Origin of the sequence: Marinobacter sp. LQ44 (assembly GCF_001447155.2) — a bacterium.
In the GTDB taxonomy this organism is placed as follows: domain Bacteria; phylum Pseudomonadota; class Gammaproteobacteria; order Pseudomonadales; family Oleiphilaceae; genus Marinobacter.
This window is the reverse complement of record NZ_CP014754.1, coordinates 1,181,204-1,206,345: the sequence shown is the minus strand read 5'-3', so window position 1 is coordinate 1,206,345 and position 25,142 is coordinate 1,181,204. Positions and strand designations below refer to the sequence as shown.

Here is a 25,142-nt window from a genome sequence, read left to right as displayed (position 1 = left end):
CCATGAGTAAAGACTACCCTGTACCCTCAGGATACCTTGAGCGGGAAACGGAAGTGAAGAAGAGCCGATTCATCGCCCGGGTGTATCCGGTAAGCTCCCGCGAAGAGGTCAGGGAACGTGTTGCGCGTGCCCACCTGGACTACCCTGATGCCCGTCATGTGTGCTGGGCTTATCAGATTGGCCGCCCTGGGTCGGCGGCAGAAGCTGCCATGAATGACGATGGCGAACCGTCTGGTACTGCCGGCAAGCCCATCCTGGGCGTGATTCAGCACAAGGACATGGGTGATGTGCTGGTGATCGTTGTTCGCTATTTCGGAGGCATCAAGCTGGGAGCGGGCGGTTTGGTTCGCGCCTACGCTGGCGCGGCGGAGAGCGTGTTATCCGAAGTGGGGCGGACCCTGCAGCAAACGCTGGTGCAGGCAGTGGTGGTTTTGGACTTTGCCGACGAACAGCCGCTTCGGCATTGGTGTGAAGTCCATGAAGGCCAGATCCAATCGATTCAGTACAGTAACCGGGTCAATGCGCTGGTGTCGGTACCGGAAACCCGAGCGACTGAGTTCGCGGCGTTCTGCGATGCGCAAAAGCTGGATTACCGTTTGGAAACCTGACTCCGGTAGCAAACTGAAAGCGCCCGGTGGGGCGTATACTGAACCATGAGAGTGTTCAACGCAGGAGAAGACCATGCGAGTGTTTATCATAGCGGTCATGGCCGCATTTATGACTGGCTGCGCCAGCAACGTGGTTACCGACTACAACTCGGCGACAGTGTTCGGCAACTTTACCAGCTGGGCCTACGCACCGGGACAACAAGATTCTGGTTTCACATCGCTGGATGACAGCCGGGTTCGTTCTGCCATTGAGCGCGAACTTAACCGCAAGGCCATGAAACAGGTCGCTGATGCCGAGGCTGATTTGCTGGTTTCATGGCAGATTGTCCCGGAAGATCGCTTGGAGCAGGTTGGAGTGGGGCTCGGCTTCGGTTTTGGCCGAGGCAACTTTGGCTGGGGCGTATCGGCTCCGCCACCGGTGCGGGAAATCACCGAGGGCAAACTGGTTGTCGAACTGGCTGACCGGCGTAACTCCGAGGTGGTCTGGCGTGCTGCGAGCCGTCGTTACCTGAATGAAAACCAGTCACCGGAAACCCGGCGCAAGTTGATCGACGAGGTTGTCTCGGAAATGTTTTCCAAATACCCTCCCGGCCTGAACTGAGCAACAGGTGAAGGCTGACGTATGGGAATGAAAAAGCGGGAAGGCGGCCTGGTTTTCTCCACAGAGCAGGGGCGTATGTGCCCGGAATGTCGGAACCCGGTTGCTGGCTGCACCTGCGGGCAGCCAGAACGGCGGGCGGGTGACGGCGTTGTTCGGGTCAGCCGGGAAACCAAGGGGCGCAAAGGTAAGGGGGTTACCCTGATCACTGGTATCCCGATGGATGACAAAGAACTGAAAGCCTACGCCAAAGTGCTAAAAGCCAAATGTGGCACAGGTGGTACAGTGAAGGACGGTGTGGTGGAAATTCAGGGCGACCAACGGGATATTCTCGTGCCCTTGCTTCAGCAGAAAGGGTGGACAGTAAAAAAATCCGGAGGCTGAGGTTTTACGACAGACAACGATTCATAGGAGGCGCGCATGCATGTACTGGTTCTAGGGGCCGGTGTCGTAGGAGTTACCTCGGCCTGGTATCTGCACCAGCAGGGCCATCAGGTAACAGTAGTCGACCGTCAGAGCCAGTCAGGCCTGGAAACCAGTTATGCCAATGGTGGCCAGGTCTCTGTGTCCCATGCCGAACCCTGGGCCAATCCCTCGGCGCCGCTCAAGGTACTGAAATGGCTGTTTCAGCCGGATGCCCCCCTGTTGTTCCGCCCCCGACTGGACCCTTACCAATGGCGCTGGGCCTTGTCTTTCCTGACCCAGTGCACCTCAGCCAAGGCGGCCCATAATATTCGCCAGATGGTTAACCTGGGCACTTATAGTCGGGACTGTCTGCAGGCACTGCGCAGGGATGCTGGTATCGAATACGACCACCTTGAGAAAGGGATCCTTCATTTCTACACCAATCCGACAGAGTTTGATGCGGCCATGGAGCCTGCCCGGATCATGCGTGAGCTTGGCTGTGACCGACAGGTGATCGATGCGGAAAAGGCGGTGCAGATCGAACCTGCATTGCAGCCAGTGCGCCATCGAATTGCCGGTGCCACGTACACCGCCGATGATGAAAGTGGTGATGCCCGGGCCTTCACCCAGTCGTTGGCAAGGCGTTGTGAAGAGGCCGGCGTAACGTTTGTGTACGGGACCGAGGTGCTGGATTTTGATCGCGCTGGTGACCGTATTCTGGGCGTGCAGGTCATTAACGAAGGCAAACACCAGATCCTTCGCGCGGACAGTTATGTGCTGAGTCTCGGCAGCTTCAGTGCCATCCTGGCCCGAAAATTGGGTCTGTTCCTGAACATATACCCCGCCAAGGGCTACTCAATCACCGTGCCGGTCAAAAATCCGGATGCGGCATTCAGTGTCAGTTTGACCGATGACGAATACAAACTGGTCTATTCGCGACTGGGTGACCGGATACGGGTGGCGGGTACCGCTGAGCTCAACGGCTATACCCGGGACCTGAACTACACTCGGTGCCGGGCCATTGTGCGAAGATCAGCGGAACTGATGCCGGAAGCCGCGTACTGGGACAAGTCCGAATTCTGGACTGGCCTGCGGCCAGCAACGCCTTCGAACGTGCCCTATATCGGTAAGAGTCACTTTGCCAACCTGTACCTGAACACTGGCCACGGCACTTTGGGGTGGACTCACTCCTGTGGTTCTGCAGCGGCATTGGCGGATATCGTGGCCGGTCGCACACCAGAGGTCGACTTCACCTTCTCCGGGCTCTGATTTCCGGGCACCAAAAAAGCCGGCGACTGCAGGGCAGTGGCCGGCTTTTTTGCAGCAGTGGTGGTCAGTCTTTGAGCTGATCCCGAATCAACTTCTTGTTGATCTTGCCAACACTGGTCTTGGGGATATCCTCCACGAAATCAATTTGCTCCGGGATGGCCCATTTGTTGATCTCGCCGCTCTCCACGAACTGTTTCAGGTGGTTCTGGATGTCCTCGACGCCGGCTTGCTCTCCGGGTTTGAGGGTCACCAGCGCATGCGGCCGCTCGCCCCATTTCTCATCGGGCACGCCAACCACAGCGGCACCCGCCACGGCCGGGTGCTGGCTGATCAAGTTTTCAAGGTCCAGAGAGGAAAGCCACTCACCCCCGGTCTTGATCACATCCTTGATGCGGTCCTTGATGGTCAGCGTGTTGTCTGGCTCCATGCTGGCCACGTCACCGGTGTGCAACCAGCCGCCTTCCCAGAGTTCCTCGCCCTTGTCTGGCTGTTTGAAGTAGCTCTGGGTCAACCAGGGTGCCCGGGCAACCACTTCGCCCTTGGCTTCGCCGTCGTGGGCAACCGGTTTGCCATCCGGGTCGACAATCTCAAGGTCTACCAATGGAACGGCGATGCCGGTTTTCACCCGGATGGCCGTTTGCTGTTCAAGGGGTAGCTCGAGGTCTTCCGGCTTCATGTGGGTGGCGCTCAGCAGCGGGCAGGTTTCCGACATGCCGTAGCCGGTGAACATCTTGATGCCGAGTTTGGCGCCGGCATCACAGAGACCCTTGGTCAGGGCGCTGCCTCCGATGAGTACATGCCAGTTGCTGAGGTCGGCGGTCTTGATGGATTCGGTGGCCATCATCATCTGCATGATGGTGGGCACACAGTGCGAGAAAGAAACTTTATGTGTTTTCAGCAGGTCGACCAGCAGTTCCGGCTCGTAGCGGCCCGGGTAAACCTGCTTGATGCCCATCATGGTGGCTGCGTAGGGCACACCCCAGGCGTGAACATGGAACATAGGGGTGACCGGCATATACACGGAGGAAGAACGGAGCAGCGGCATTTCATCGAAGTGAGCGATGGTGCCGGTCATGGCCAGGGTGTGTAGTACCAGCTGCCGGTGGCTGAAATAAACGCCTTTGGGGTTGCCCGTGGTACCGGTGGTGTAGAAAGTGGTGGCCACGCTGTTTTCGTCAAAGTCCGGGAAGTCGAACTGGTTGTCGGCTTTGGCCAGCATGGCCTCATATTCGCCATGGGAGTCGACTGTGGTTGATTTGGCGTTGTCGCTGTCAGTCAGCTGAATCCAGGTTTTGACGGTTTTGATTTCGTCTTTGACGCCCTCGATGATCGGCAGGAAATCATCGTGTACCAGCACCACGTCGTCTTCCGCGTGGTTCATGGTATACACAATCTGTTCCGGTGACAGACGCACGTTAACGGTGTGCAGAATGGCACCGATCATCGGGATCGCGAAGAAACACTCCAGGTAGCGTGGGGTGTCCCAGTCCATCACCGCCACGGTGTCGCCGGGCTTCACGCCGGCGTCTGTCAGGGCGTTGGCGAGTTTGTGGATGCGCTCTACCAGGTCGGTATAGGTGTACTTGCTGCGGTTGGCGTAAACGATTTCCTGGTCCGGGTTATAACGAGGTCCGGAGAGCAGAAGCCGTTTGATCAGAAGGGGGTACTGATAAGCGTTGTCGGCCGCGGGGAGAATGCGGGTTTGTGCCATGGTTTACACCTCTTCGACGTCTTGTTGGATGATTGTTCTTGTTTATTCAGTCTTCATCATCCTCGCTGCGCTTTTCGTGCTTGGGCGGGATGACGCTTTCCGGAGCGGGCTCAAAGCCGCTGTACAGTTTGTGGGTTTTTTCGTCGTAGTTATCTTTGAGCTCATCCTTCACAGTGCCTTCCCACAGCGGTGTGCCCAGGAAGTAGCCGGCCCGGCCAATCACATGGGCGGCAATCGGCGCGGTGATCAGGATAAAAATGACAATCGCGAACGCCCGTGTAAACACCACCACATCTGCGAAATACGCCGCTACACCGGCCATGGTCATCATGGCACCCATTGCGCCGGCCTTTGTTGATGCATGCATTCGGGTGGGCAGGTCCGGAAGCCGGAGGATGCCCACGGAGGCCAGAATCATGAAACTGGCACCGGTCATGAGCAATATGGCAACAATCAGTTCACTCACTCTTGGGTCCTCCTCGCTCCAGGAATCGGGCAAAACCGACGGCAGTCAGGAACGCTGTCAGGGCGATAACTATGGCGACATCCAGAAGGCTGGGCACGCCAGTATCGATGGCGTGCACCCCTACGTAACCGACCACGATAGAGGCGATCAGTTCCAGAGAAACCACCCGGTCGGGCAATGATGGCCCTTTAATCAGCCGGATAAACCCGAACAGCAGGGCCACCGACAGCATGAAATAGACAATATTGATAACAACATCCAGCACGTTTGGGCTCCTCAGCGCATGATCTTGAGAATCCGGAACTCAAGCTCCTTGAGATCCTTGCGCAACTGCTCCTCGTCCTGCAGGAACATGGCGTGAATATAGAGCACTCGCCGGTCATCGGAGACGTCCAGGCTCAGGGTGCCGGGAGTCAGCGAGATAAAGCTGCTCAGGAACATGATTTCTGCGTCTGTGTGGGCTTCCATCTCATAGGCAATCACGCCGGGCTTCATATACCAGACCGGGGTTGCTACGTCGTACGCCACGCGGAAGTTCGCCTTGACCAGTTCCTTGATAAAAAACAGGGAAAAGGAAATCAGTCTTGGTAGCCGCCGGGAATAACCTTTTAGCGCCGGAACATGCTTCTGCAGCACCATCAAGGCCAGGTAGCCGAAGAACAGACCTGCAAACAGATTCCACGCGGTAAATGAGCCACTCAGGGCAACCCAGGCCAGCGCCAGGCAAACGTTCCAGAAAAATCCGATCATGGCTGATCACCTCCCAACACCGCTTCGATGTAGAGCTGCGGGTTCATCAGCTGCTCGGCAGACATCTCTGCCAGCTCGTAGATGGGCTGGCCATACAGGCCGATAATCAGGGTGCAGATGGCCAGGCCAACCATGGGCAGGTAGTAGGCCCAGGCATGCTTTTCGTTCAGCTTGCCCTTGAGCTCTTCGGTATTCTTGACGTGGTCTGGTACCTTCTTCCAGAACACCTCTGCCCAGATCTTGATCATTGAGTACAGCGTCAACAGGCCAACCAGCAGGGCCACAAAGGTGACCAAATAGGCTTCTGCTTCGAGGGCTGCGCGGATCACTACGAACTTGGCAAAGAAACCGGATAGCGGCGGAATGCCCGCCAGAGACAGGGCCGGGATCAGGAACAGCACCGCTAGCAGAGGGCGGTACTTGTAGACACCGCCCAGGTCTTTCAGTTCATAGCTGCCCAGCAGGCGATAGGTAAAGCCGCTGACCAGGAACAGGTTCGTCTTCACAATGATGTGGTGCATGATGTAGAACACACCGCCTATGATGGCCAGCGGGGTGAACAAGGCCAGGCCCAGCATCATGTAGCCAATCTGGCTGACAATGTGGAACGAAAGAATGCGCCGGAATTCGAACTGCGCTGCCGCACCCAGAACACCGGTCAGCATCGTCAGGGTGGCGGCCCACAGCAGGATATTATGGGTGTAATCGACGTCCTGGGTGAAAACCAGAGTGAACATCCGGAACAGGGCATAGACGCCCACCTTGGTGAGCAGGCCGGCAAACAGGGCTGAGACTGCCACCTGGGGGGTGTGGTAAGACGCCGGCAGCCAGAAAAACAATGGGAACGCAGCCGCCTTTACACCGAAAGACACCATGAACATCATGGCAACCACGGTTAGCATGCCGGTGTCTTCAACTTGGCCAATTTTTTGCGCGATGTCTGCCATGTTCAAGGTGCCCACCATGCCGTAGAGCAAGCCTACCGCTGACAGGAAAATCGCAGAAGAAAACAGGTTGAGGGTAACGTACTTGATGGCGCCTTCCATCTGCGCACGCTCACCGCCAAGGGTGAGCAGGGCGAAGGAAGCCAGCAGCATGACCTCAAACCAGACGAACAGGTTAAAGATGTCGCCGGTCAAGAAAGAGCCTGCCACACCGGCCAGCAACAGGTGCATCAGCGGGTAGTAGCCGAACTTTTCATGGCCCCGGGGCGTTGACGCCAGCGAGTAGATAGCGATGGCCAGGCCGATAATCCCGGTCAGTACGATCATGATGGCGGCCAGAACATCGGCCACAAACACAATACTGAACGGTGCCGGCCAACTGCCCATTTCCATGGTCACAAAGCCCTGGTCGGTGGTGGACATCAGTAGCCAGATGCCACTCCACAGCAACAGGATATTGGCCAGCACAGCCAGAATGCGCTGATAGCGAATCGACCGCCACAGTGCCAGCGACAGGGCGCCAGCCGTCAGGGGAATAAATACAGGAAGAATGATTTCCGGGCTCAAGTGTCCGTATCCTTCATCTGGTCCAGGTCATCGGTTCCAACCACTTCGTAAGCTCGGCGGATAAGAACCACGGCGAAGGCCAACACACCAAAGGCAATCACGATTGCAGTCAGGATCAGGGCCTGGGGCAACGGATCTGCAATCATGCCTGCCGGGGCGCTGGCGCCTTCCGCAATCAGCGGCGGCGCGCCACGGGTCATGCCGGACACAACAAAGATCAGCAGGTTGGCGGCATTACTGAGTATCATCAAACCGATAACCAGTTTGACGATGGACCGCCTGAGCATCATGTAAAAGGCCGCAGTGAACATGATGCCCACCACATACGCCATCAGGCTCTCCATAGAGATCCTCCGGAGTTCTTCTTTTGGGAAAAGATCATTCTTCGGACTCCATCAGGCCAACCACAAAAGTCATGATGGTGCCAAGAACGGCAAGATAGACGCCGATATCAAAAATCAGCGGCGTGGACAGCTTCAGGTAGGCGTCGCCTGGCAACGGTACTTCCCACCAGTGGGCTGTCAGCATGGGTTGGCCAGAGAAAAACGCAGGCAGGGTGGATGCCAACCCCATCAGCAGGCCTGCTGCCAGCAGATCGCGGGGGCCAACCCGCAGAATCCGACGAGTGGCTTCCGCGCCAAAGGCAAAGGCATAGAGCACAAACGCGCCAGAGGCAACCAGCCCACCAATGAACCCGCCACCGGGTTCATCGTGGCCCCGGAATAGCAGGAAAATCGAGAACATCAGTTGCAGCGGCATGATCAGCAAGGCCGCGGTATGCAGAATCATGGTGTTGGATTTCATGGCTTGTGCTGATCCTCCGCTTTCAGTTTCAGCATGGAGAACACGCCCAGGGCAGCCAGTGCCAGCACGAAGATCTCACCCAAGGTGTCCAGTGCCCGGAAGTCCACCAGAATCACGTTCACAATATTCCGGCCATAGGCCAGGGGGGCACTGTTCTCAACGTAATAGGAGGAGATGGATTCGAAGTACTGAATGTCCAGCACCGCCAGAATCATCAGGGTGATAACAACGCCACCGAAGATTGCCACCGCCAGATCCCGATAACGCTGGAAAGGTGTAGACAGGTTGACGAACTCCGGAAGCTTGAACAGAACCAGAACCAGCAGGATCACCGTCAGGGTTTCCACCAGCAGCTGGGTGATGCCCAGGTCCGGTGCACTGAACAGGATGAACGTGAGTGCTACACCAAAGCCAAGTACCCCCATAGACGCTACCGAGCCCAGGCGGGAATGGGTGCCGCTGGCAAACGCCGCAGACGCAACCAGCAAGAGCGCAATGCCCCATTCATAAAAGTGGCTGTCGGCCAGGTTAAGCGTGAAATGCACGCCATACTGGTCCAGCATGGTGTAGCCGGCCAGACCGAAGGTAACGGCAACCATCACCAGCATGTAGATGCCCAGTACACCGTTCTGCAACATCCGGGTCTGCCAACTTGCCACTACGGTAATCCATTCCATGAACTTGAAGTAGCCCGCCTCCGGGCCGACACGACCGCCTGCGTAGTTGATGGCATACAGCGTTGGCTGAATACGCGGCCAGGCCTTGAACAGCAGCAGACCAACGACCAGGCTGGCTGCGGAGAGCATCAGCGGTGCGTTGATTCCGTGCCAGAGCGCCAGATAGAAATCCACCGGGGCACCATAAACCGAGGCAACCGCAGCCGTCAGCAAGGCATTCTCCGGGATGAAGGGCAGCAGGCCGAAAACCAGTGCGATAATAGTCAGCACCGCTGGACCGATGAGCATGCCAAACGGTGCCTCGTGAGGCGTTTTCGGCGTATCTCCCTTGGCGCCAAAGAACGGCTTGATCGCAACCAGACCCGCTACGCCAACGATCAGCATGGCAGCGGCAACAGTCACGAAGAGCAGCACACCACTCCAGACCGGCGCATCAATCAGCGCTTCGAGCATCAACTCTTTGGCAATAAAACCGAACAGTGGTGGCAGGCCTGCGAGGGACAGGGCTGCGAAGGCGGCAATGGTCGCTGTCGCGGGCATGGATTTGCGCAAGCCACCCATCAATGTGATGTCCTTGGTGCCGGTTTCATGGTCCAGGGCACCGGCGAGCATGAACAGCGCACCTTTGTACAGGGAATGGGCTACCAGGAAACAGATAAAGGCCGTCATGGCCAGTTCTGTGCCAACACCGATCAGCATGGTCAGGGTGCCAAGTGCCATCACGGTTGAATAGGCCAGAATCTTTTTGATGCCAGTGCTGCCAAAGGCCAGCCAGGCGCCGGTAAACATGGTGGCAGCGCCGAAGCCCATCAGCATCAGGCTCCATAGCTCACCCTCACCCAGGGAGGGATTCAGGCGTGCCATCAAATAAACGCCGGCCTTGACCATGGTGGCGGAGTGCAGGAAAGCGGAGACCGGAGTCGGCGCTGCCATGGCATTTGGCAGCCAGAAATGGAAGGGCACCTGCGCCGATTTGGTAAAGGTGCCCGCGAGTATGCACAGCACGGCACCCGTGTAGAAAACATGCTGATGCAGCGGCTCACTGGATGCCAGGATTTCCGCGAGGGAATAGCTGCCAGTCATGATGGCCAGCATGATCAGCCCGGCCATCAGCGCCAGGCCGCCGGCCACGGTCACAAACAGACCCTGCAATGCACACTTTCGGGCATCCAGATCTTCGTGGTTGAAGCCAATCAGCATGTAAGAGGTGATGCTGGTCAGCTCCCAGAACACAAACATGGTAATCAGGTTATCCGAGAGCACCAGCCCGAGCATCGATGCCATGAACGACAGCATGATCACATAGAAGCGGGCCAGATACTTGTGGCCGGCAAGGTAAGAACCGGCATAGATCAGGATAAAAGTACCGATACCGCTGATCAGTAAGGCAAACGTCAGCGAGAGACCATCAACAAGAAAGTTCAGGGAGATATCGAGGCCTGGCAGCCACTGATACTCCAGTAGCACCGGCCCATCCTGAACCTGAGAAAGAAAGGTGCTGAAGTAGACCGCAAGGCTTGCCGGCAAAAGTGCCAGCACCCACCCAATGTATTTGCCCGCAACCCGGTGTAGGAAAGGGGCGGCAATTGCCAGCAAAAAGCCGGATAACACAGCTAACAGCATGTGCGTCAAAGCTCCATTTGGGCACCGCGGCGATATGCCAACACCGGGGTGCAGGATATTCATTGATAGGGAATATCTATGGTTTAGCCCTTTATAGGTGTCAGAAAGACTATCTGACAGATTGATTAAAGGCAAGGTAAACCGTGCTCCGCAACCGGTGCCGTCTGACGGTAAATAAAGCAGAAGGTTCCCGCCGGGTAATACCTTGGTCGTAGAGGGTGTGCTAATCTCAGTCAGCGTTCATTCATCACACTCTGGCGACCTGTATCATGACTGCGAATTACCCTAACTTGCTGAAACCGCTCGACCTAGGCTTCACCGAGCTGAAAAATCGTGTGCTCATGGGTTCCATGCACACCGGGCTGGAAGACCGTTTCTGGAATATTCACAAGTTTGCCCGGTATTTTGCAGAACGCGCTGAGGGTGGCGTTGGCCTTATGGTAACGGGAGGCTTTTCGCCCAACCTGGTTGGCCAACTGGCGCCTTTGTCGTCAACCATGAATAACCGTGCAACAGCCTTGTTGCATCGTCATGTGACCGGAGCAGTGCATGAGGCGGGCGGTAAGATCTGCCTGCAGTTACTGCACGCTGGCCGGTATGGTTATCAGCCGCTGATTGTGTCCGCCTCGGCAACCAAGGCGCCGATCAGCCCGTTCAAGGCCAGGGCCCTGTCGACAAAAGGTGTTGAGCGGCAGATCAACGATTTCGTCAGTGCGGCGAAGCTGGCCAAATTTGCCGGCTATGACGGCGTTGAAGTGATGGGCTCCGAAGGCTACTTCATCAACCAGTTCCTGTGCGAACGTACCAACAAGCGAACCGACAAGTGGGGCGGGCCCTACGAAAACCGCATGCGCTTGCCGGTGGAGATCGTGCGCCGCATGCGTGAGGCAGTAGGGCCGGAGTTCATCATCATCTACCGGCTGTCCATGCTGGACCTGGTGGAAGGCGGCCAGACCTGGGATCAGATAGTGACCCTGGGCAAAGCCATCGAACAGGCCGGTGCCACCATCATCAATACCGGCATCGGCTGGCACGAGGCCCGGGTTCCCACCATCGTGACTTCGGTGCCCCGCGGTGGCTTTGCCGATGTTACGGCCAAGTTCTACGGCGAGGTGGACATTCCGGTGTGCACCACCAACCGCATCAACACTCCCGAGAAAGGCGAAGAGATCCTTGCTGCCGGCAAGGCAGACATGGTGTCCATGGCTCGCCCATTACTGGCCGACAGCGAGTTCGTGCGTAAGGCAGAGCAGGGGCGTAGCGATGAAATCAACACCTGTATCGCCTGCAACCAGGCCTGCCTGGACCATGTGTTCCAAGCCAAGCGCGCTTCATGCCTCGTTAACCCCCGGGCCTGTTACGAAACCGAACTGGTGCTTACCGTTGCTCCGGTGGTGCGGCGGGTGGCCGTGGTCGGTGCCGGGCCGGCGGGCCTGGCAGCGGCAACCACCGCCGCCAAGCGCGGCCACAAGGTGACCCTGTTCGAAGCCGACGACAAGATCGGTGGCCAGTTCAACTACGCCAAGCGCATACCGGGCAAGGAAGAGTTTTACGAGACTCTGCGTTACTTCCAGCGCCAGATCCAGTTGCTGGAGATTGATCTTAAACTTGAAACCCGCGTGGAGGCCTCAGACCTTATTGATCAAGGCTTTGACGATGTCATCGTCGCCACCGGCGTGAAACCCCGGACACCAAAGATCGACGGCATTGACCATCCGAAAGTGCTGGGTTATCTCGACGTGCTGCGCCACAACAAGCCGGTGGGCAAGAGTGTTGCGGTGATCGGCGCCGGGGGTATCGGTTTTGATGTCAGTGAATTCCTGACTCACGATTTTGGCAAACACCCGGAAGGCGAACAGGTGAGTGTGGCTGAATGGCAGGCGGAATGGGGGGTGGATCCCACGTTTGAGGGCCCCGGCGGCCTGGCTGAACGGGCGCAGACCCCATCGCCCCGCAAGATCTATCTGATGCAGCGTAAAACCGGCAAAGTCGGCGGCGGCCTGGGCAAAACCTCAGGCTGGGTGCACCGAAGCAGCCTCAAGCATCGGGACGTCGAAATGCTCCGGGGTTGCCGTTACGATCGAATCGACGATCAAGGCCTGCATATTACCCTGACCGACAAGGACGGAAAGACCGGTGAAACCAGAGTTCTGGCCGTGGACAACGTCATCATCTGCGCGGGACAGGAAAGCTATCGGGAACTGTTCGACCAGCTTGCGGATAAAGGCGTGAAAGCGCACCTCATTGGCGGTGCTGATGTGGCGGAAGAGCTGGATGCCAAAAGGGCCATCCGTCAGGGAACCGAAATCGCGGCAGCCATTTAAAAAGTGACCTGCTACGTCATCAGTTGACCGGAAGTGGCGTTCGATAGCTGTTGTCTGGATAAATGGCTATCGAACGGTTTTCAGGGCATTGGAAATCGCCTCTGCTTCGGCTTCCAATACCTGGCAACGCAGGCTGTTACCCTGCTGACTGGCCTGCGCGAGCTGCTTGCGCTTCATATCGTACAGCCGGTTAAGTACATCGGCCCGGCTCTGCTTCAACGGTGCGTTCATGGAAACGACCTCCCCCGAAGGGTTAAAACTGTCAAGATTATTTACGTACGGCGGCAAAAAAACGCCTACAAGACAGTTTGATGCATAACTCGCGCCACAGAAACGCTACCAAAGACTGAATTGTGACCTGTAACACCATACTATCGGCCGAATTTCGCCCGATAGGCGCCTGGTGAAAGCTTCGTATGCCGACGAAACAGCCGGCTGAACGAACTCACATCCTCGTATCCGACCGCCCGGGTGACCGACTCAAGCCCTCCCTTTGAGGATTCGAGTAGCCTGCGAGCCTCCTCGACACGGAGTAGCTGCAGATAGCTGGACGGTGAATCCCCTGTCGCCTGCCGGAACCGACGTAACAGCGACCTTTCGGACAACCCGGAGAAGCTGGAAAGCTCTGGCAATGAAACCGGCTCTCTGAAATGTTCCTCCAGCCAATCCTGAACCTGGTGAATCACCTGGTCTGAATGGTATCGCTTGGCCTGCAGCACGCTATACGGCGCCTGGCTCGTACGCCCGGCATCAATCACAAACGCCTTCGCCAACTCCCTGGCCACCTGCGCACCTGCCAGCCGCTCCACCAGATACACCCCCAGATCCCACCAGGCCATACCACCCCCGGCGCAGGCTACAGGGCCATCAACCGTGACCAGCTTTTCGGCATGGAGATTTACAGCCGGAAACTGCCGCCTGAACTGTTCACCAAACCCCCAGTGTGTAGTGGCCTCTCTGCCATCCAGTAACCCCGCCGCCGCCAACAAAAACGCCCCGGTACAGTTACTGGCCACCCGAACATCGCCGGGCGCTGCATCCTGAAACTGAGAAAGCCACTGAATCAACGGACTGTTGGTTTGCAGAACTTCATCAATAGGTGCACCAATGGTCGGAATAATCAGCAAGTCATCGGCACCCAGTTCGTCAACATCCTGCCAGGAACCATCCGCCAGCAGGGTCACGCCATTGATGCATCGGCACGGATCGCCATTTTCGGTCAGCAGCCGGGTTCTGAACCGTGCCGTCGGCTGCTCGCCATGGATTCGAGCCCAGGTCACCCCGGCCAGACGAAACAGGTCGATCATACCGGTGATGGCACTGGCCAGCGCTCCGTTGAAGCCGATGATAGTGACGGTTTTCAAAGCAATAGTGCTCCGAGGTTGTAGACAGCTTGATCAGCTGACGCTGGAGTAGGCGGGAGGTGTGGGGGAGCTTTCCGGGAGTGTGCGCAGCAGGGAAGCTGCGCTCAAGCCCCCACGGACGGGTTCACGGCGTCTCCCGGAAAGCTCCCCCACACCTCCAGCCGGGCGCCAATCTCCAAAAAGATCCAGCATGGTATGACGGAATTCGCCAAGAATAAGTCAGAAATGACAATTCCAACAACCGCAGAGACTGTGAGACGCTAGGGGCAATAAACAGGAGACCCAGAATGACCGACACCCTGATCGACCGCCGAGACCTGGCATTCCAGCTCTACGAAGTGATGAACACCGAAGCCCTCACCGAACGGGAGCGCTTCAGCGAACACAGCAAAGACACCTTCGACGCCGTCATCGAAACCGCCGACAAAATGGCGAAAGAAAAATTCGCCAATCACAACAGCGCTGCCGACAAAGATGAACCCAAATTCGTCAACGGCCAGGTGGAGATGCTGCCAGACGTCAAACAGGCCTTTGACGCCTACGCCGAAGCGGGCTTCCTCGCCGGTCGCTACGACTACGACCTCGGCGGCATGCAACTGCCGGAATCGGTCATGGCCGCGTGCAACGGCTTCTTCACTGCTGCCAACCCAGGTACCGCCGGCTACCCGTTCCTGACCACAGCCGCCGCCAACCTCATCCGCGTATTTGGCAACGACGAGCAGAAGGAAAAATTCCTGCCCAACATGCTCAGCGGCCGCTACAGCGGCACCATGGCCCTGACCGAGCCCCACGCCGGCTCCAGCCTGGCGGACATCCGCACCTCCGCCACACCTACCGACGATGGCCACTACCTGATCAAAGGCGCCAAGATCTATATCTCCGGCGGTGAACAGAGCATCACCGAAAACATCGTTCACATGGTGCTGGCGAAAATCAAAGGCGCCCCGGCCGGTGTGAAAGGCATCTCCCTGTTCATCGTCCCGAAATTCCACGTAGACGAAAACGGCGACCCGGGCGGACGCAACGGCGTCAGCCTCGCCGGCCTGATTCACAAGCTCGGCTACCGAGGCACCACATCCACCGCCCTGAGCTTCGGCGACGACGCCCCCTGCCACGGCTACCTGGTGGGCGAACCCCATCAGGGCCTGAAATACATGTTCCAGATGATGAACGAAGCCCGCATTGGCGTCGGCTTCGGTGCTGCTGTGATCGGATACCGGGGTTACATGCACAGCCTGGAATACGCCAAAGACCGCCTGCAGGGTCGCAAAGCCAGCGAAAAGAACCCCGAAAGCCCGCAGGTGCCCATCATCGACCACGCCGACGTACGCCGCATGCTGCTGGCTCAGAAAGCCTACAGCGAAGGTGGCCTGGCCCTGTGCCTGTATGGCGCTCGCCTGATGGACGACCAGCACACCCACCCGGATGAACAGAAGCGAATGGAAGCCGGCAAACTGCTGGACCTGCTCACTCCGGTGATCAAAGCCTGGCCCTCGGAATACGGCCCGAAAGCCAACGACCTGGCGATCCAGGTCTACGGTGGCGCCGGCTATACCCGGGAATACCCGGTGGAACAATGCTGGCGCGACAACCGCCTGAACCCGATCCACGAAGGCACCAACGGCATCCAGGCCCTGGACCTGCTGGGTCGCAAAATCTGGCAGGACCAGAGCCATGGCCTGCAGTTGCTGATGCAGGAAATGCAGGTGGATCTGCAGGCGGCCACCACCGACCGTTGCCAGCAGTGGGCATTGTCCCTCAGTGAAACCCTGCAGCAGGCGGTGAAAGTCACCCAAAGCCTGGGTAAATCCCTGATGGGTGGCGAAGTCGACAAAACCCTCGCTAACGCCAGCTGCTACCTGCACCTGTTTGGTCACATCATCGTCGCCTGGATGTGGTTGCGGCAGGCCAATGCGGCTGCCAACGCTCTGGCGTCTGCCAACAGCGACAGAGAACGCAATTTCTACCAGGGCAAACTCCAGGCCGCCCAGTACTTCTTCCACTGGGAATTACCCACTGTGGCCCAGGATCTGGTGTTGCTGCGCAATCAGGATGATACGTGCTTGAACATGAAGGCCGATTGGTTCTAGTTCTGGAGTCTTGGTCCAGTTCGTAGCCTGCCTGTTTTGGTGGTAAGCACGTTCGGCCGGTGGGCCTTTCCGGGACTGTCTGCAGCAGGGATGCTGCAGTCAAGCGTACAGGGACGTATTCACAGCGTGTCCCGGAAAGCTCTACCCGTTGATCGTGCGAGCACCCAAACAAACAGGCTAGGCGCCCAAAGCAGAGGAAAACACCAATGCCACTGGTAAACGTAGAAAAACAAGGCCACATCCTGAAAATAGGCCTGAACCGCCCGGAAAAAATGAACGCCATGAACCGGGCCATGTACCACGAAATCGCCGCGGCCTATTACCAGCTCCAGAATGACCCGGAACTCCGCGTCGCTGTCATGTACGCCAACGGTGACCACTTCACCAGCGGCCTGCAACTGGACGACTGGGCCGGCGTGTTCGCCAACGGCAAAGGCATCGAACCCGGCGAAGGCGAACTCGACCCGTTCCACATCACCGGAGAAGGCCTCACCAAACCTGTGGTCTTCGCCGCTCAGGGCATCTGCTTCACCTGTGGTGTCGAAATGATGCTCAACACCGACATCCGCGTAGCCGCCAAAGGCACTCGCTTCGCCCAGCTGGAAGTTAAACGCGGCATATTCGCCTGCGGCGGCGCCACCATCCGCCTGCAGCGTGAAATCGGCTGGGGCAACGCTCAGCGTTATCTGCTCACCGGTGACGAATGGACCGCCGAACAGGCCTACCAGTGGGGCCTGATCCAGGAACTGGTGGAGCCTGGCGAACAGTTCAACAAGGCCATGGAGATCGCTGAGAAGATCGCCAAGGCCGCACCTCTGGGCGTTCAGGGCAGCCTGAAATCCTCAAAGATTGCCGTTTCCGAAGGCCAGGAAGTGGCCAAGGAGCGCCTGTTCCCGGAACTGCGCCCGGTTATGGCCAGCGAAGATGTCAAAGAAGGAATCCAGTCGTTCCTGGAAAGAAGGGAAGCCGTGTTCCAAGGAAAGTAGCGGGCTTGCGTCGTTGATCGGGCTTTTGTTCGAAGCGATTTGTTGAGTCAATGACTATCCCACGGAAGCGAAAGCGGCGGGTTGGGGCCACCCTTCCGGGAGTGTGCGCAGCAGGGATGCTGCGCTCAAGCCCCCATGGATGGGTTCACGGCGTCTCCCGGAAGGGTGGCCCCAACCCGCCGCCGGCACCTAACCCGAAGGCTAGGGCCGAAACATAACTCCCGGACTCAGGCTGCCTCAGACTCCGAAGAAGAACCAGAAGCCCGCCGAGCCGCAGCCTCCGCCGCCACTTTCGCAGCGTAATCCGCATACTTGGCCATCAGCTCCTCCTTACGATCAGGGTCCCAGTTGATCTTCGACAGATCCCCCTCGTAGTGGTCAATTACCCGCTTATCCATGGTCTCGTACCACCACTGGGGCAAATACGCCGGCAATAACATCGACGCATACCCCCCCGGCAACTGCGGCGCCTTCTCAAAATGCCTCAGGGCCTGGTAACTCCGGGCCGGGTGTGCGTGATGGTCTGAATGCCGCTGCAACTGATACAGGAACAGGTTGGTCACAACATGATTACTGTTCCAGCTGTGCTCCGGCTGCGTGCGCTCATACTTACCGTTCTTGTCCTTCTGGCGCAGCAGGCCGTAGTGCTCAATGTAATTCACGCTCTCCAACAGGCTTGCGCCATACACCGCCTGCGCCGCCAGGAACGGCACCGCCCTGGGGCCGCAAACCAGTGTTGTCGCGCCAAAGAAACCGGCACTCATGGCCCAGCCTTGCAGCAGCTCATTGTCCAGGCTCCAGAAGCCCTTGCCTTTACGGGCCAGCCGCGCTTTTTCAATCTTCACTGCCGACTTCATGCCGCCAAACACGGTACGGGGCAGGAACTTCCAGAAACTTTCGCCCATCCGGCTGCTGGCCGGGTCTTCCGGTGTCGCCACCCGTTTGTGGTGGCCAAAATTATGCTCAACCACGAAATGGGTATAACCCGTTGGTGCCAGAGCTGCCATGGCCATCAACTTGTTCAGCTTGTTGGGCTTGTGGCCCAGCTCGTGGGCGGTGTTGATACCCACACCGTTAATGGCGCCCACGGTCAGGGTCAGGCCGATCTTGTCTTCAAGGGGCGTTTTCTTGCGGCTGGCTAGCCAGGCGCCCATAAAGGTCATGGCGTACTGGGTTGGAATAAACGCCTTCACAATGCGGTCGTAGTACTTGTCTTGCTCAAGCGACTTAACAGCGGACTCCGGCGGGTTGCTCTTGTCCTCGCCGATGGCGCGATCGAGTGCGGGAATGATGCCATGCACGAGAGCCGGACCAGTCCAGGCCAGGGCCTTGAGTTTTTTCGGGGCCAGGGCATAGCCAGTTAACGCCGCCAGGCCAATGCCGGGAAGCGCGGGGCCCAGCAACCACATGTACCGTTTGGGATCTTTCCAGTTGGCGTCTACCTGTTGGGAGTCCGGGGACCCTTTCACTTTGGCATTCATGTCTGACTCTCCGTGGTGTTCTTCGGTTCTTGTGTTTTTAATTTATGTCGGACAATCGTGCAATGCAACAGTCGTGTGTGGTCGATGGCGACCTTGGCCCTGAATGACAATGTTTGAGGTGTCAACACCGGGCAGAGCCCCCGGATGGCGCTGATGGTCTTTCATTGGAAGTGGCAAGACTTGCGCTTCTGGTCCAGACTTTGTCAAAACAAGAACAACAGGGAAGAAACTATGAGTGCCTCAAATCCTTCTCCAGCGATCATCTCCTGGAGCGTTCAGGAAAGGCTTCGCGAATACGTGCGGTCACGGCAGCTGGCCGAGATCGTGTACCGGGACCCGGCCGGGCAGATATGCGTAGTGCATGAAGTTATCCGCGACCTCCTGAGCCGCGCCGGTCATGACTTTCTGGTATTGGGTAAAGGTAAAGTGGTAGGCGTGGAGCATGTCATCATGGTGGACGGCCAGCGGTTAACCAAAGAGTAATCGGCAGGTAATTGCCTTTTACGGACCATCGGCACTACTCTGTTGGCGTCTTAAACATGTATCAACAGAGGGATATGTTATGAACAAGCTCACGTTGAGTGCACTGGCCTTGGTTGCAACATTCGGCCTGGCGGCCTGCAGCTCTGAAAGCGATGAAGGTGCAGACTTTGAGCAGGCTGGCGAGAATGCTGGCGAGATGATGGACGATGCCACCGATGCTGCTGAAGAAACCTGGGAAAACGCCACTGGTCAGGACGAAAGCGCCTGGGGTGAAATGAAAGAAGGTGCTGAGGAAGCCGGTGAAGAAATGGGCGAAGCAGCCGATGAAGCCGGTGATGCCATGGAAGAGGGTTATGACGAGATGGTGCAGTAATCTCAACGGCATTCGTCCGTTTTTGCATCAACTTTCCTGAGCCCGCGTGGCGCAAGGTTGTCGCCTAGTTAACCCTAGGTTTCCAACACAGTTATCCACAGCTTTTGTGGGTAAAGTCTGGAACGGTTTGAGCTAGCGGCGGTTTGGCGGATACACGGTTAGGAGAACCGGAACAGACTTATTTGCTGGTGGCTTGCTCTGCACGTTCAGAAAGGTACGTAGCGAACTCGTCGCCCGTGAAGGTTCTGGTTTTGCCAGCGTCCAGGTCTTTCTGGCCCGCAACAATGGTGGCTCTGAGGTCATTCATTTTCGTGACGTATCGGGACTCGGCTTCTTCGACCATTCTCAGGCCGGCTCGAAGTACCTCGCTCGCATTTTGATAACGGCCCGAGGCAACAGGAGGCTGACATTGCCGATCATGGATCTTCGGCCAGCGCTGGCAAAGCTGTATCACAAATGGGTGAGTGAGCGGCTGGAGAGAACCGGGCGCCTGCCGTTGTAACCGCCTGGCCCTTACTGCAACTGGTATTTGACCGGCTGCAGCGGTTCGGGTGCCGGGTCGCCCAGGGCTTCGGCAACACTGATTTCATGAATGCGGCAGATGGCATCCAGCGGCAGGTCGTTGGTGTGTCGGCCAAAGGGAAACTCAAGCTGTTCAGACAGGCGATCCAGCCCGAAAAACGTGTAGGCCACGATGGCGGTGAACACCGGCGTAAACCAGCCTGCGACGCCTACCAGCCCGAACGGGAGCAGGTAGCAGAACACATACGCGGTGCGGTGAGCCAGCAGGGTGTAGGTAAAGGGCAACGGGGTGAGGGCAATGCGTTCCGAGGCCGCCTGAATGCCCGCGAGGCCATGAAGGTGCTGGTCTACGGCCGCGGTTGCTACAGAATCCAGATCGCCCGCCTTGTGGGCTTCGGCGAGTACATCTCCGGCCCGGTGCAGCATGAAGGCGGCGGGGTTGCGTGTGCTCAGGGCCTGGTCAATGAGTTCGGGCGCCAGTGACCCGGGCAGATCAGACCGTACATCTTCTCCCCGCAACTGGCCGCGCAGCAGGTGAGCGTGAGCGAGGCATCGGGTCAGAAGCTCCCGGCGTCGCTCCGGGCTCAGGTAAATGGTGCCAGTCCGCGCCAGGCTGCGAAATTCGTACACCATATGCCCCCAGTGTTTTCTGGCTTCCCACCAGCGGTCGTAGGTGGCAGTGTTGCGCACGCTTAAAAAGATGGACAGGGCGATGCCCATGATCGTGAACGGCAGAAGTGTGTAGTCGAACATGCCGTCGAGGTAGTGGTGGCGCGAAAACCAGGTAACGGCGGCTGCAAACATTCCCGTAAGCAGAATGTGCGGCAGAATGTGGGGGACAACAGACCCTTTCCAGGCCAGCAACAGCCGGAGTGGGCCGGGGCGCTCGCGAACAATCACGGTTAACACTCCTGGGATGGATGATGGCCTTGCCTGAGGGTTGGCCGTTGTGATTCCTATGCCTTTTTACGGAGAACCCACTCGTTACACAAGGGGGTAAGCTTTTTTAAACGAGGAGGGCGGCACTCTGGCCGTTGCCTGGCATTACCCGGTGGTTTCAGGGGCAGCGAGATCAGGCGCCGGGGCTGTAAATTCCGACTGTTTTATCGACAGTCCCATAGCGCTTGAGCCTCTGACACCGACTTACTTTGATGGTAGCGGAAAGCGGTTGATACGTGTTCGTGAGATGCGCGATTTTTAGTGCCTCTTGATTTCTCTTCTCCTGCCCTGATTATTTCTAACATCAGCCAATCAGAGGCCCGTTCATCATGACTGACGTTCGACACCTGGTATGTCCCCATTGCCAGAAAGTGAATCGCGTACCGGCCGACAAGTTGTCCTCCGGCGGCAATTGTGGCGCCTGCAAACAACCGCTTTGGCCGGATCAGGTTCTGGAGCTAACGGAGCAGACCTTTGCTACCCATACCGGGCGCAGCGATCTGCCTGTGTTAGTGGACTTCTGGGCCAGTTGGTGTGGCCCGTGCAAAATGATGGCGCCCCAGTTCGAGCAGGCCGCGAAGGCCTGGCGCGGGAAGGTGCGCTTTGCCAAGCTGAATACGGAGCAAGCCCCCGGGCCGGCCGGTCAGTTTGCGATTCGCAGCATACCGACCCTGATTCTGTTCCAGAACGGCCGGGAGGTGGCGCGCCAGGGTGGCGCCATGAATCAGGCCCAGATCAGTCAGTGGCTGCAAGCGCAGGGTATTCGCTAGGAAAAGCCGGGACAAAGGTGCCTTGCCATGAAGTTTCTGATCATCGGTGTTTTCGTCGCCATCGTGGCTGTCCTGATCTGGCGTAGTAAACAGAACACTGCCCCTGAAGAGCAGGCCTGTGCCATCGACATCGGCAACCTGCTGAAAGCCAATCCGGATGTCCAACCACAGGCCATTGCCGATGTGTTTCAAAAGCACGGAATTGATAGCTCCCGTTGCCAGAAGGTGGGCGCGATGGTGATGCCGCAGTTGCGAAAGCAGGGGTTGAAGCCGGAGGATGCCAGGATTGTGATTAGGCAGGTGAGGGCGGCCTACCCTCTTGTGCCCTAGGCTGAATCAATTCAATTGACGATTGGAGAACGCTATGGCAGGTGGATGGTCACGGGACGGCGCTGTTCAGGATCAGATAGATGCGAGTATTGAAGATGAAGTGCAAAGGGCACGGAGTCAGCTTGGTAGCGGTGAGAGTGCGCTCTATTGTGACGAGTGTGGTCGGGCGATTCCCGAAGCTCGCCGCAAGGCAATTCCGGGTGTTCGGCTTTGTATTGCTTGCCAGTCTGCGCTTGAGAAGCAGCAATCGACATCACGCGGTTTTAATCGGCGGGGCAGTAAGGATAGCCAGTTGAGGTGAGTACGATGATGGGGTCTATCGTTTCCCAATCCTCCAATTAGGGATGCAGTTAAACCTACCGACAACGCCGAGTAGAAGCCACCCAATCTTGACAACCCCCGGACCGAAGAAGCAACTTGTAACCCTAGTGCCGCTGCTCTCGCCTCACGATATGCCCTGAAGGCTCTGACACTTAGCGCTAGTTGTCCTGATGACACCGCCATCAAACCGCCCTCCACTGCAGCCGTATCAAAATCCCCAGCACTGTATGATTCAATCGCTTGCAGACCAAAAACAACTACGTCAAAGGCTGCGGTGATGGAGGTCAAAGCTGCAGCAAGCGAGCCCCTGTGTTTTAGATCGTTTGACGAACCCAGTGCAGATAATAGGTCTGAGCCGAAATGGAAGTGAGGCACCACTTTTTGTGAGAAGAGCGCCCGCTCATTCGAAGCATTGTCCTCCGAGGCCCGTGTTGTTTGGTATCTTGTGATCGATGCTACCGCTGTCATAAATATGACCAGCATTTGCAATCTCATCGTCAACCAAACGCAATGATTAGTCGCGACCATCAGGTTTCCGAAACATAACTCGATAAGAGAGAGAAACCATGGATAAGCGTAATCTCAACCCCGTTCATCAAGACCCAGGTTACGAGCCTGAGTGTAATAACTCCAGCAATCGCACCTTCGACTCTATTCTTGAGGCCCGTCTCGCCCGTCGTGGCGTATTGAAAGGCGGTCTTGCAGCTGCCGTTGCAGGCGTTTTCGGCGGGGCAGCTCTGACCGGATGCGGAGGTTCAAGCTCCTCTGGCGGTACGGGCGGTTCGACAACGGCGCCTGACCTTGTAGGCTTTAAGGCTGTTCCCGTGAGTGAGGCGGACTCCATTGTCGTGCCTGAAGGATATTCTGCTCGTGTGATTGGCGCCTGGGGCGACCCGATCTTGTCTAACGAGGGCGTTTTTCCTGAGTTCTCACTGGATAACTCCGGTGCTGATCAGGCGGCCCAGATCGGTTCACACCACGATGGCATGCATTACTTCCCGATTGAGGGTAGCTCGGAAGATGGTTTGCTTGTCCTGAACCATGAATACATCGAACCCCGCTTCATGCATCAAGCTGCTCAAGGTCAGAACTTCGGCAGCGGTTCTTTTCCGATGATTGATGAGTCAACCCGGGATACCGATCAGGTGCTTCGTGAAATGAATGCGCACGGTATATCCGTTTATCGTGTTCAGCGTGATGCCAGCGGTGTGTGGGCTCCTGTGCCAGGAGATTCGTTCAACCGTCGCATCACCGCGCTGACTGCGATGGAAATTTCCGGTCCTGTCCGGGGCTCTGATTTTGTCAAAACCCAGTTCAGCCCGGCCGGTACCGAAACCCGTGGAACCCTGAACAACTGTGCTCATGGCGTAACACCCTGGAACACTTACATGATGTCTGAGGAGAATTGGGCGGGTTACTTCCTCAACACCGATGAGCAGCCGGATTCCCAAAGCCGCTACGGTGTTAACTCCTCGGGTTCGTCCCGCTATGCGTGGGAACTGGCGCAGAGCGGCGAAGAGCAGTACACCCGATTTAACGCCACTCCGTCCGGTGCGTCTGCAACGGATGACTTCCGTAATGAGCCCCATTGCTTTGGCTGGATGGTGGAGTTCGATCCGTTCGATTCAACCTCCAAACCGGTCAAACGAACGGCGTTGGGTCGCTTTGCCCACGAAGGGGTCGTCTTTGCTCCTGCAATCGAGGGTCAGCCGGTTGTCTGTTACTCCGGTGATGACGCGCGCTTTGAGTACATCTACAAGTTCGTTAGTGCCCAGCCATACCATGCCGCTACGGCCGGTGGACACCTTTTGGATTCTGGTACCTTATACGTCGCCAAGTTTAACGAAGACGGCAGCGGCGAGTGGATTCCCCTGGTCCTTGGCTTGGGTGAGTTGACTGCTGAGAATGGCTTCAGCAGCCAGGCGGATGTGTTGGTACGTACACGCTCTGCTGCCGATGCGGTCGGTGCTACCAAAATGGACCGTCCTGAGTGGGGGGCAGTAGATCCAAACACCCGCGAGGTGTACTTCACACTGACCAACAACTCCCGCCGGGAAGAGAGTGATGAAGCCAACCCGCGTGCTGCCAATCCCTGGGGACATATCATTCGCTGGCAGGAAGGAAATGACTCTGGAACTGCCATGGTATTCAACTGGGATATCTTCCTGCTGGCTGGTCCTGAGGACGATTCGGAGTTTCAGAATGCTGGTCTGGATGATGATCAGAAATTTGTTAACCCCGATGGCCTTTGGTTCGACGCAGATTCCCGTCTGTGGATCCAGACCGACATCAGTGAAAGCGTCCAGAACAGTGGCGATTTTGCCCAGTTCGGTAATAACCAGATGCTGGCTGCAGACCCGGTCAATGGCGTATTGCGCCGATTCCTGACAGGCCCTATTGGCCAGGAAATCACCGGCGTTGTCACCACCCCGGACCAGCGCACAATGTTTATCAACGTGCAGCACCCTGGCGCAACAACAAGCCGTGATGAGTTTGAGAACGGTAACCTGATCAGCCACTGGCCAGACGGCGGAAACAGCATTCCGCGTTCTGCCACGGTGGTGATCACCAAGGATGACGGTGGCAAGATCGGCAGCTAACGCTCCGTCACGTTCCGCCCTGAAAACCGTACCCTTCGGGGTGCGGTTTTTTTGTTACAGATTCCCGGGAATCTGCCGATAAATTGATCAGGGAGCCAGTAGTGGCATGCAGAATCCACTAAAGTATGAGTTATTAA

The 25,142-nt window shown here is 57.2% G+C and carries 26 protein-coding genes; 13 read left to right on the top strand and 13 right to left on the bottom strand.

The annotated features are described in order from the left end of the window. Window positions 1-2: 2 nt before the first annotated feature. The 4 genes from ASQ50_RS05585 to ASQ50_RS05570 all read left to right on the top strand — a co-directional run bounded on the left by ASQ50_RS05585 (window position 3) and on the right by ASQ50_RS05570 (window position 2,880). Window positions 3-608 (top strand): YigZ family protein, encoded by a 606-nt coding sequence (locus ASQ50_RS05585; protein ID WP_058092157.1) that lies wholly within the window; start codon window positions 3-5, stop codon window positions 606-608. A gap of 73 nt (window positions 609-681) precedes the next feature. Then, window positions 682-1,209, top strand: coding sequence for a DUF4136 domain-containing protein (locus ASQ50_RS05580; RefSeq protein WP_058092156.1), 528 nt, complete (start codon window positions 682-684; stop codon window positions 1,207-1,209). Between the two features lie 21 nt (window positions 1,210-1,230). After that, on the top strand, window positions 1,231-1,590 hold the full coding sequence (locus tag ASQ50_RS05575; RefSeq protein WP_058092155.1) for a translation initiation factor Sui1: 360 nt from the start codon (window positions 1,231-1,233) through the stop codon (window positions 1,588-1,590). A 36-nt stretch (window positions 1,591-1,626) separates the two neighbouring features. After that, window positions 1,627-2,880 (top strand): D-amino acid dehydrogenase, encoded by a 1,254-nt coding sequence (locus tag ASQ50_RS05570; protein ID WP_058092154.1) that lies wholly within the window; start codon window positions 1,627-1,629, stop codon window positions 2,878-2,880. A gap of 64 nt (window positions 2,881-2,944) precedes the next feature. Here ASQ50_RS05570 and ASQ50_RS05565 read toward each other — a convergent pair whose 3' ends face one another. Genes ASQ50_RS05565 through ASQ50_RS05530 form a run of 8 tightly spaced genes read right to left on the bottom strand, consistent with a single transcriptional unit; the run spans window position 2,945 to window position 10,422 of the window. Then, on the bottom strand, window positions 2,945-4,591 hold the full coding sequence (locus tag ASQ50_RS05565) for a fatty acid--CoA ligase (protein WP_058092153.1): 1,647 nt from the start codon (window positions 4,589-4,591) through the stop codon (window positions 2,945-2,947). A gap of 46 nt (window positions 4,592-4,637) precedes the next feature. After that, window positions 4,638-5,057, bottom strand: coding sequence for a monovalent cation/H(+) antiporter subunit G (gene mnhG, locus ASQ50_RS05560; RefSeq protein WP_058092152.1), 420 nt, complete (start codon window positions 5,055-5,057; stop codon window positions 4,638-4,640). Then, window positions 5,050-5,322 carry a monovalent cation/H+ antiporter complex subunit F gene (locus tag ASQ50_RS05555; protein ID WP_058092151.1) on the bottom strand — a complete coding sequence of 91 codons (273 nt, stop codon included), beginning with the start codon at window positions 5,320-5,322 and terminating at the stop codon, window positions 5,050-5,052. The genes mnhG and ASQ50_RS05555 overlap by 8 nt, the downstream gene beginning before the upstream one ends. An 11-nt stretch (window positions 5,323-5,333) precedes the next feature. Beyond that, entirely contained in the window at window positions 5,334-5,807 is a 474-nt protein-coding gene (locus ASQ50_RS05550) for a Na+/H+ antiporter subunit E (RefSeq protein WP_058092150.1), read from the bottom strand. Then, window positions 5,804-7,318 carry a Na+/H+ antiporter subunit D gene (locus ASQ50_RS05545; RefSeq protein ID WP_058092149.1) on the bottom strand — a complete coding sequence of 505 codons (1,515 nt, stop codon included), beginning with the start codon at window positions 7,316-7,318 and terminating at the stop codon, window positions 5,804-5,806. Before ASQ50_RS05545 ends, ASQ50_RS05550 begins: the two co-directional genes overlap by 4 nt. Beyond that, entirely contained in the window at window positions 7,315-7,662 is a 348-nt protein-coding gene (locus ASQ50_RS05540) for a Na+/H+ antiporter subunit C (protein ID WP_058092148.1), read from the bottom strand. The genes ASQ50_RS05545 and ASQ50_RS05540 overlap by 4 nt, the downstream gene beginning before the upstream one ends. Before the next feature lie 34 nt (window positions 7,663-7,696). Then, a complete protein-coding gene (locus ASQ50_RS05535; protein ID WP_058092147.1) occupies window positions 7,697-8,122 on the bottom strand; it encodes a Na+/H+ antiporter subunit B in 426 nt (141 codons plus the stop codon). Next, window positions 8,119-10,422, bottom strand: a complete 2,304-nt coding sequence (locus ASQ50_RS05530) for a putative monovalent cation/H+ antiporter subunit A (protein ID WP_058092146.1) — start codon at window positions 10,420-10,422, stop codon at window positions 8,119-8,121. The genes ASQ50_RS05535 and ASQ50_RS05530 overlap by 4 nt, the downstream gene beginning before the upstream one ends. Window positions 10,423-10,691: 269 nt before the next feature. Between ASQ50_RS05530 and ASQ50_RS05525 the strand changes: the two genes are divergently transcribed. Next, on the top strand, window positions 10,692-12,746 hold the full coding sequence (locus ASQ50_RS05525) for an NADPH-dependent 2,4-dienoyl-CoA reductase (protein WP_058092145.1): 2,055 nt from the start codon (window positions 10,692-10,694) through the stop codon (window positions 12,744-12,746). A 66-nt stretch (window positions 12,747-12,812) separates the two neighbouring features. Here the strand turns inward: ASQ50_RS05525 and ASQ50_RS21165 are convergent, their stop codons facing one another. Both ASQ50_RS21165 and ASQ50_RS05520 read right to left on the bottom strand, forming a co-directional pair. Continuing rightward, window positions 12,813-12,977, bottom strand: coding sequence for a hypothetical protein (locus ASQ50_RS21165; RefSeq protein WP_011786291.1), 165 nt, complete (start codon window positions 12,975-12,977; stop codon window positions 12,813-12,815). Between the two features lie 140 nt (window positions 12,978-13,117). Continuing rightward, window positions 13,118-14,110, bottom strand: a complete 993-nt coding sequence (locus ASQ50_RS05520; RefSeq protein WP_058092144.1) for a GlxA family transcriptional regulator — start codon at window positions 14,108-14,110, stop codon at window positions 13,118-13,120. Window positions 14,111-14,397: 287 nt separating this feature from the next. Here ASQ50_RS05520 and ASQ50_RS05515 point away from each other — a divergent pair, with 287 nt between their 5' ends. Then, window positions 14,398-16,200 carry an acyl-CoA dehydrogenase gene (locus ASQ50_RS05515; protein ID WP_058092143.1) on the top strand — a complete coding sequence of 601 codons (1,803 nt, stop codon included), beginning with the start codon at window positions 14,398-14,400 and terminating at the stop codon, window positions 16,198-16,200. Between the two features lie 206 nt (window positions 16,201-16,406). Further along, the gene (locus ASQ50_RS05510; protein WP_058092142.1) at window positions 16,407-17,186 is read left to right on the top strand and encodes a crotonase/enoyl-CoA hydratase family protein; all 780 of its coding nucleotides are present in this window, start codon (window positions 16,407-16,409) and stop codon (window positions 17,184-17,186) included. A 227-nt stretch (window positions 17,187-17,413) separates the two neighbouring features. Here ASQ50_RS05510 and ASQ50_RS05505 read toward each other — a convergent pair whose 3' ends face one another. Further along, window positions 17,414-18,667, bottom strand: a complete 1,254-nt coding sequence (locus tag ASQ50_RS05505; RefSeq protein WP_058092141.1) for an alkane 1-monooxygenase — start codon at window positions 18,665-18,667, stop codon at window positions 17,414-17,416. A gap of 231 nt (window positions 18,668-18,898) precedes the next feature. Between ASQ50_RS05505 and ASQ50_RS05500 the strand changes: the two genes are divergently transcribed. Together ASQ50_RS05500 and ASQ50_RS05495 are read left to right on the top strand one after the other, a co-directional pair. After that, window positions 18,899-19,150, top strand: a complete 252-nt coding sequence (locus tag ASQ50_RS05500; protein ID WP_058092140.1) for a hypothetical protein — start codon at window positions 18,899-18,901, stop codon at window positions 19,148-19,150. Between the two features lie 79 nt (window positions 19,151-19,229). Continuing rightward, window positions 19,230-19,523, top strand: coding sequence for a hypothetical protein (locus tag ASQ50_RS05495; RefSeq protein ID WP_058092139.1), 294 nt, complete (start codon window positions 19,230-19,232; stop codon window positions 19,521-19,523). A gap of 178 nt (window positions 19,524-19,701) precedes the next feature. On the opposite strand, the gene ASQ50_RS20400 is transcribed toward ASQ50_RS05495, so the two are convergent. Both ASQ50_RS20400 and ASQ50_RS05490 read right to left on the bottom strand, forming a co-directional pair. Continuing rightward, entirely contained in the window at window positions 19,702-19,977 is a 276-nt protein-coding gene (locus ASQ50_RS20400; RefSeq protein ID WP_076657158.1) for a type II toxin-antitoxin system ParD family antitoxin, read from the bottom strand. Between the two features lie 59 nt (window positions 19,978-20,036). Beyond that, window positions 20,037-20,945 carry a bestrophin family protein gene (locus tag ASQ50_RS05490; RefSeq protein WP_058092138.1) on the bottom strand — a complete coding sequence of 303 codons (909 nt, stop codon included), beginning with the start codon at window positions 20,943-20,945 and terminating at the stop codon, window positions 20,037-20,039. A gap of 368 nt (window positions 20,946-21,313) precedes the next feature. Here ASQ50_RS05490 and trxC point away from each other — a divergent pair, with 368 nt between their 5' ends. From trxC to ASQ50_RS05470, 4 genes are all read left to right on the top strand, one after another. Beyond that, window positions 21,314-21,754, top strand: coding sequence for a thioredoxin TrxC (gene trxC / locus ASQ50_RS05485; RefSeq protein ID WP_058092137.1), 441 nt, complete (start codon window positions 21,314-21,316; stop codon window positions 21,752-21,754). Window positions 21,755-21,781: 27 nt separating this feature from the next. Beyond that, on the top strand, window positions 21,782-22,084 hold the full coding sequence (locus ASQ50_RS05480) for a hypothetical protein (protein WP_058092136.1): 303 nt from the start codon (window positions 21,782-21,784) through the stop codon (window positions 22,082-22,084). 34 nt (window positions 22,085-22,118) lie between these two features. Continuing rightward, window positions 22,119-22,385 (top strand): DksA/TraR family C4-type zinc finger protein, encoded by a 267-nt coding sequence (locus ASQ50_RS05475; RefSeq protein WP_076657156.1) that lies wholly within the window; start codon window positions 22,119-22,121, stop codon window positions 22,383-22,385. A gap of 586 nt (window positions 22,386-22,971) precedes the next feature. Continuing rightward, window positions 22,972-25,005 (top strand): PhoX family protein, encoded by a 2,034-nt coding sequence (locus ASQ50_RS05470; protein ID WP_058092134.1) that lies wholly within the window; start codon window positions 22,972-22,974, stop codon window positions 25,003-25,005. The last annotated feature ends 137 nt before the right edge of the window (window positions 25,006-25,142 follow it).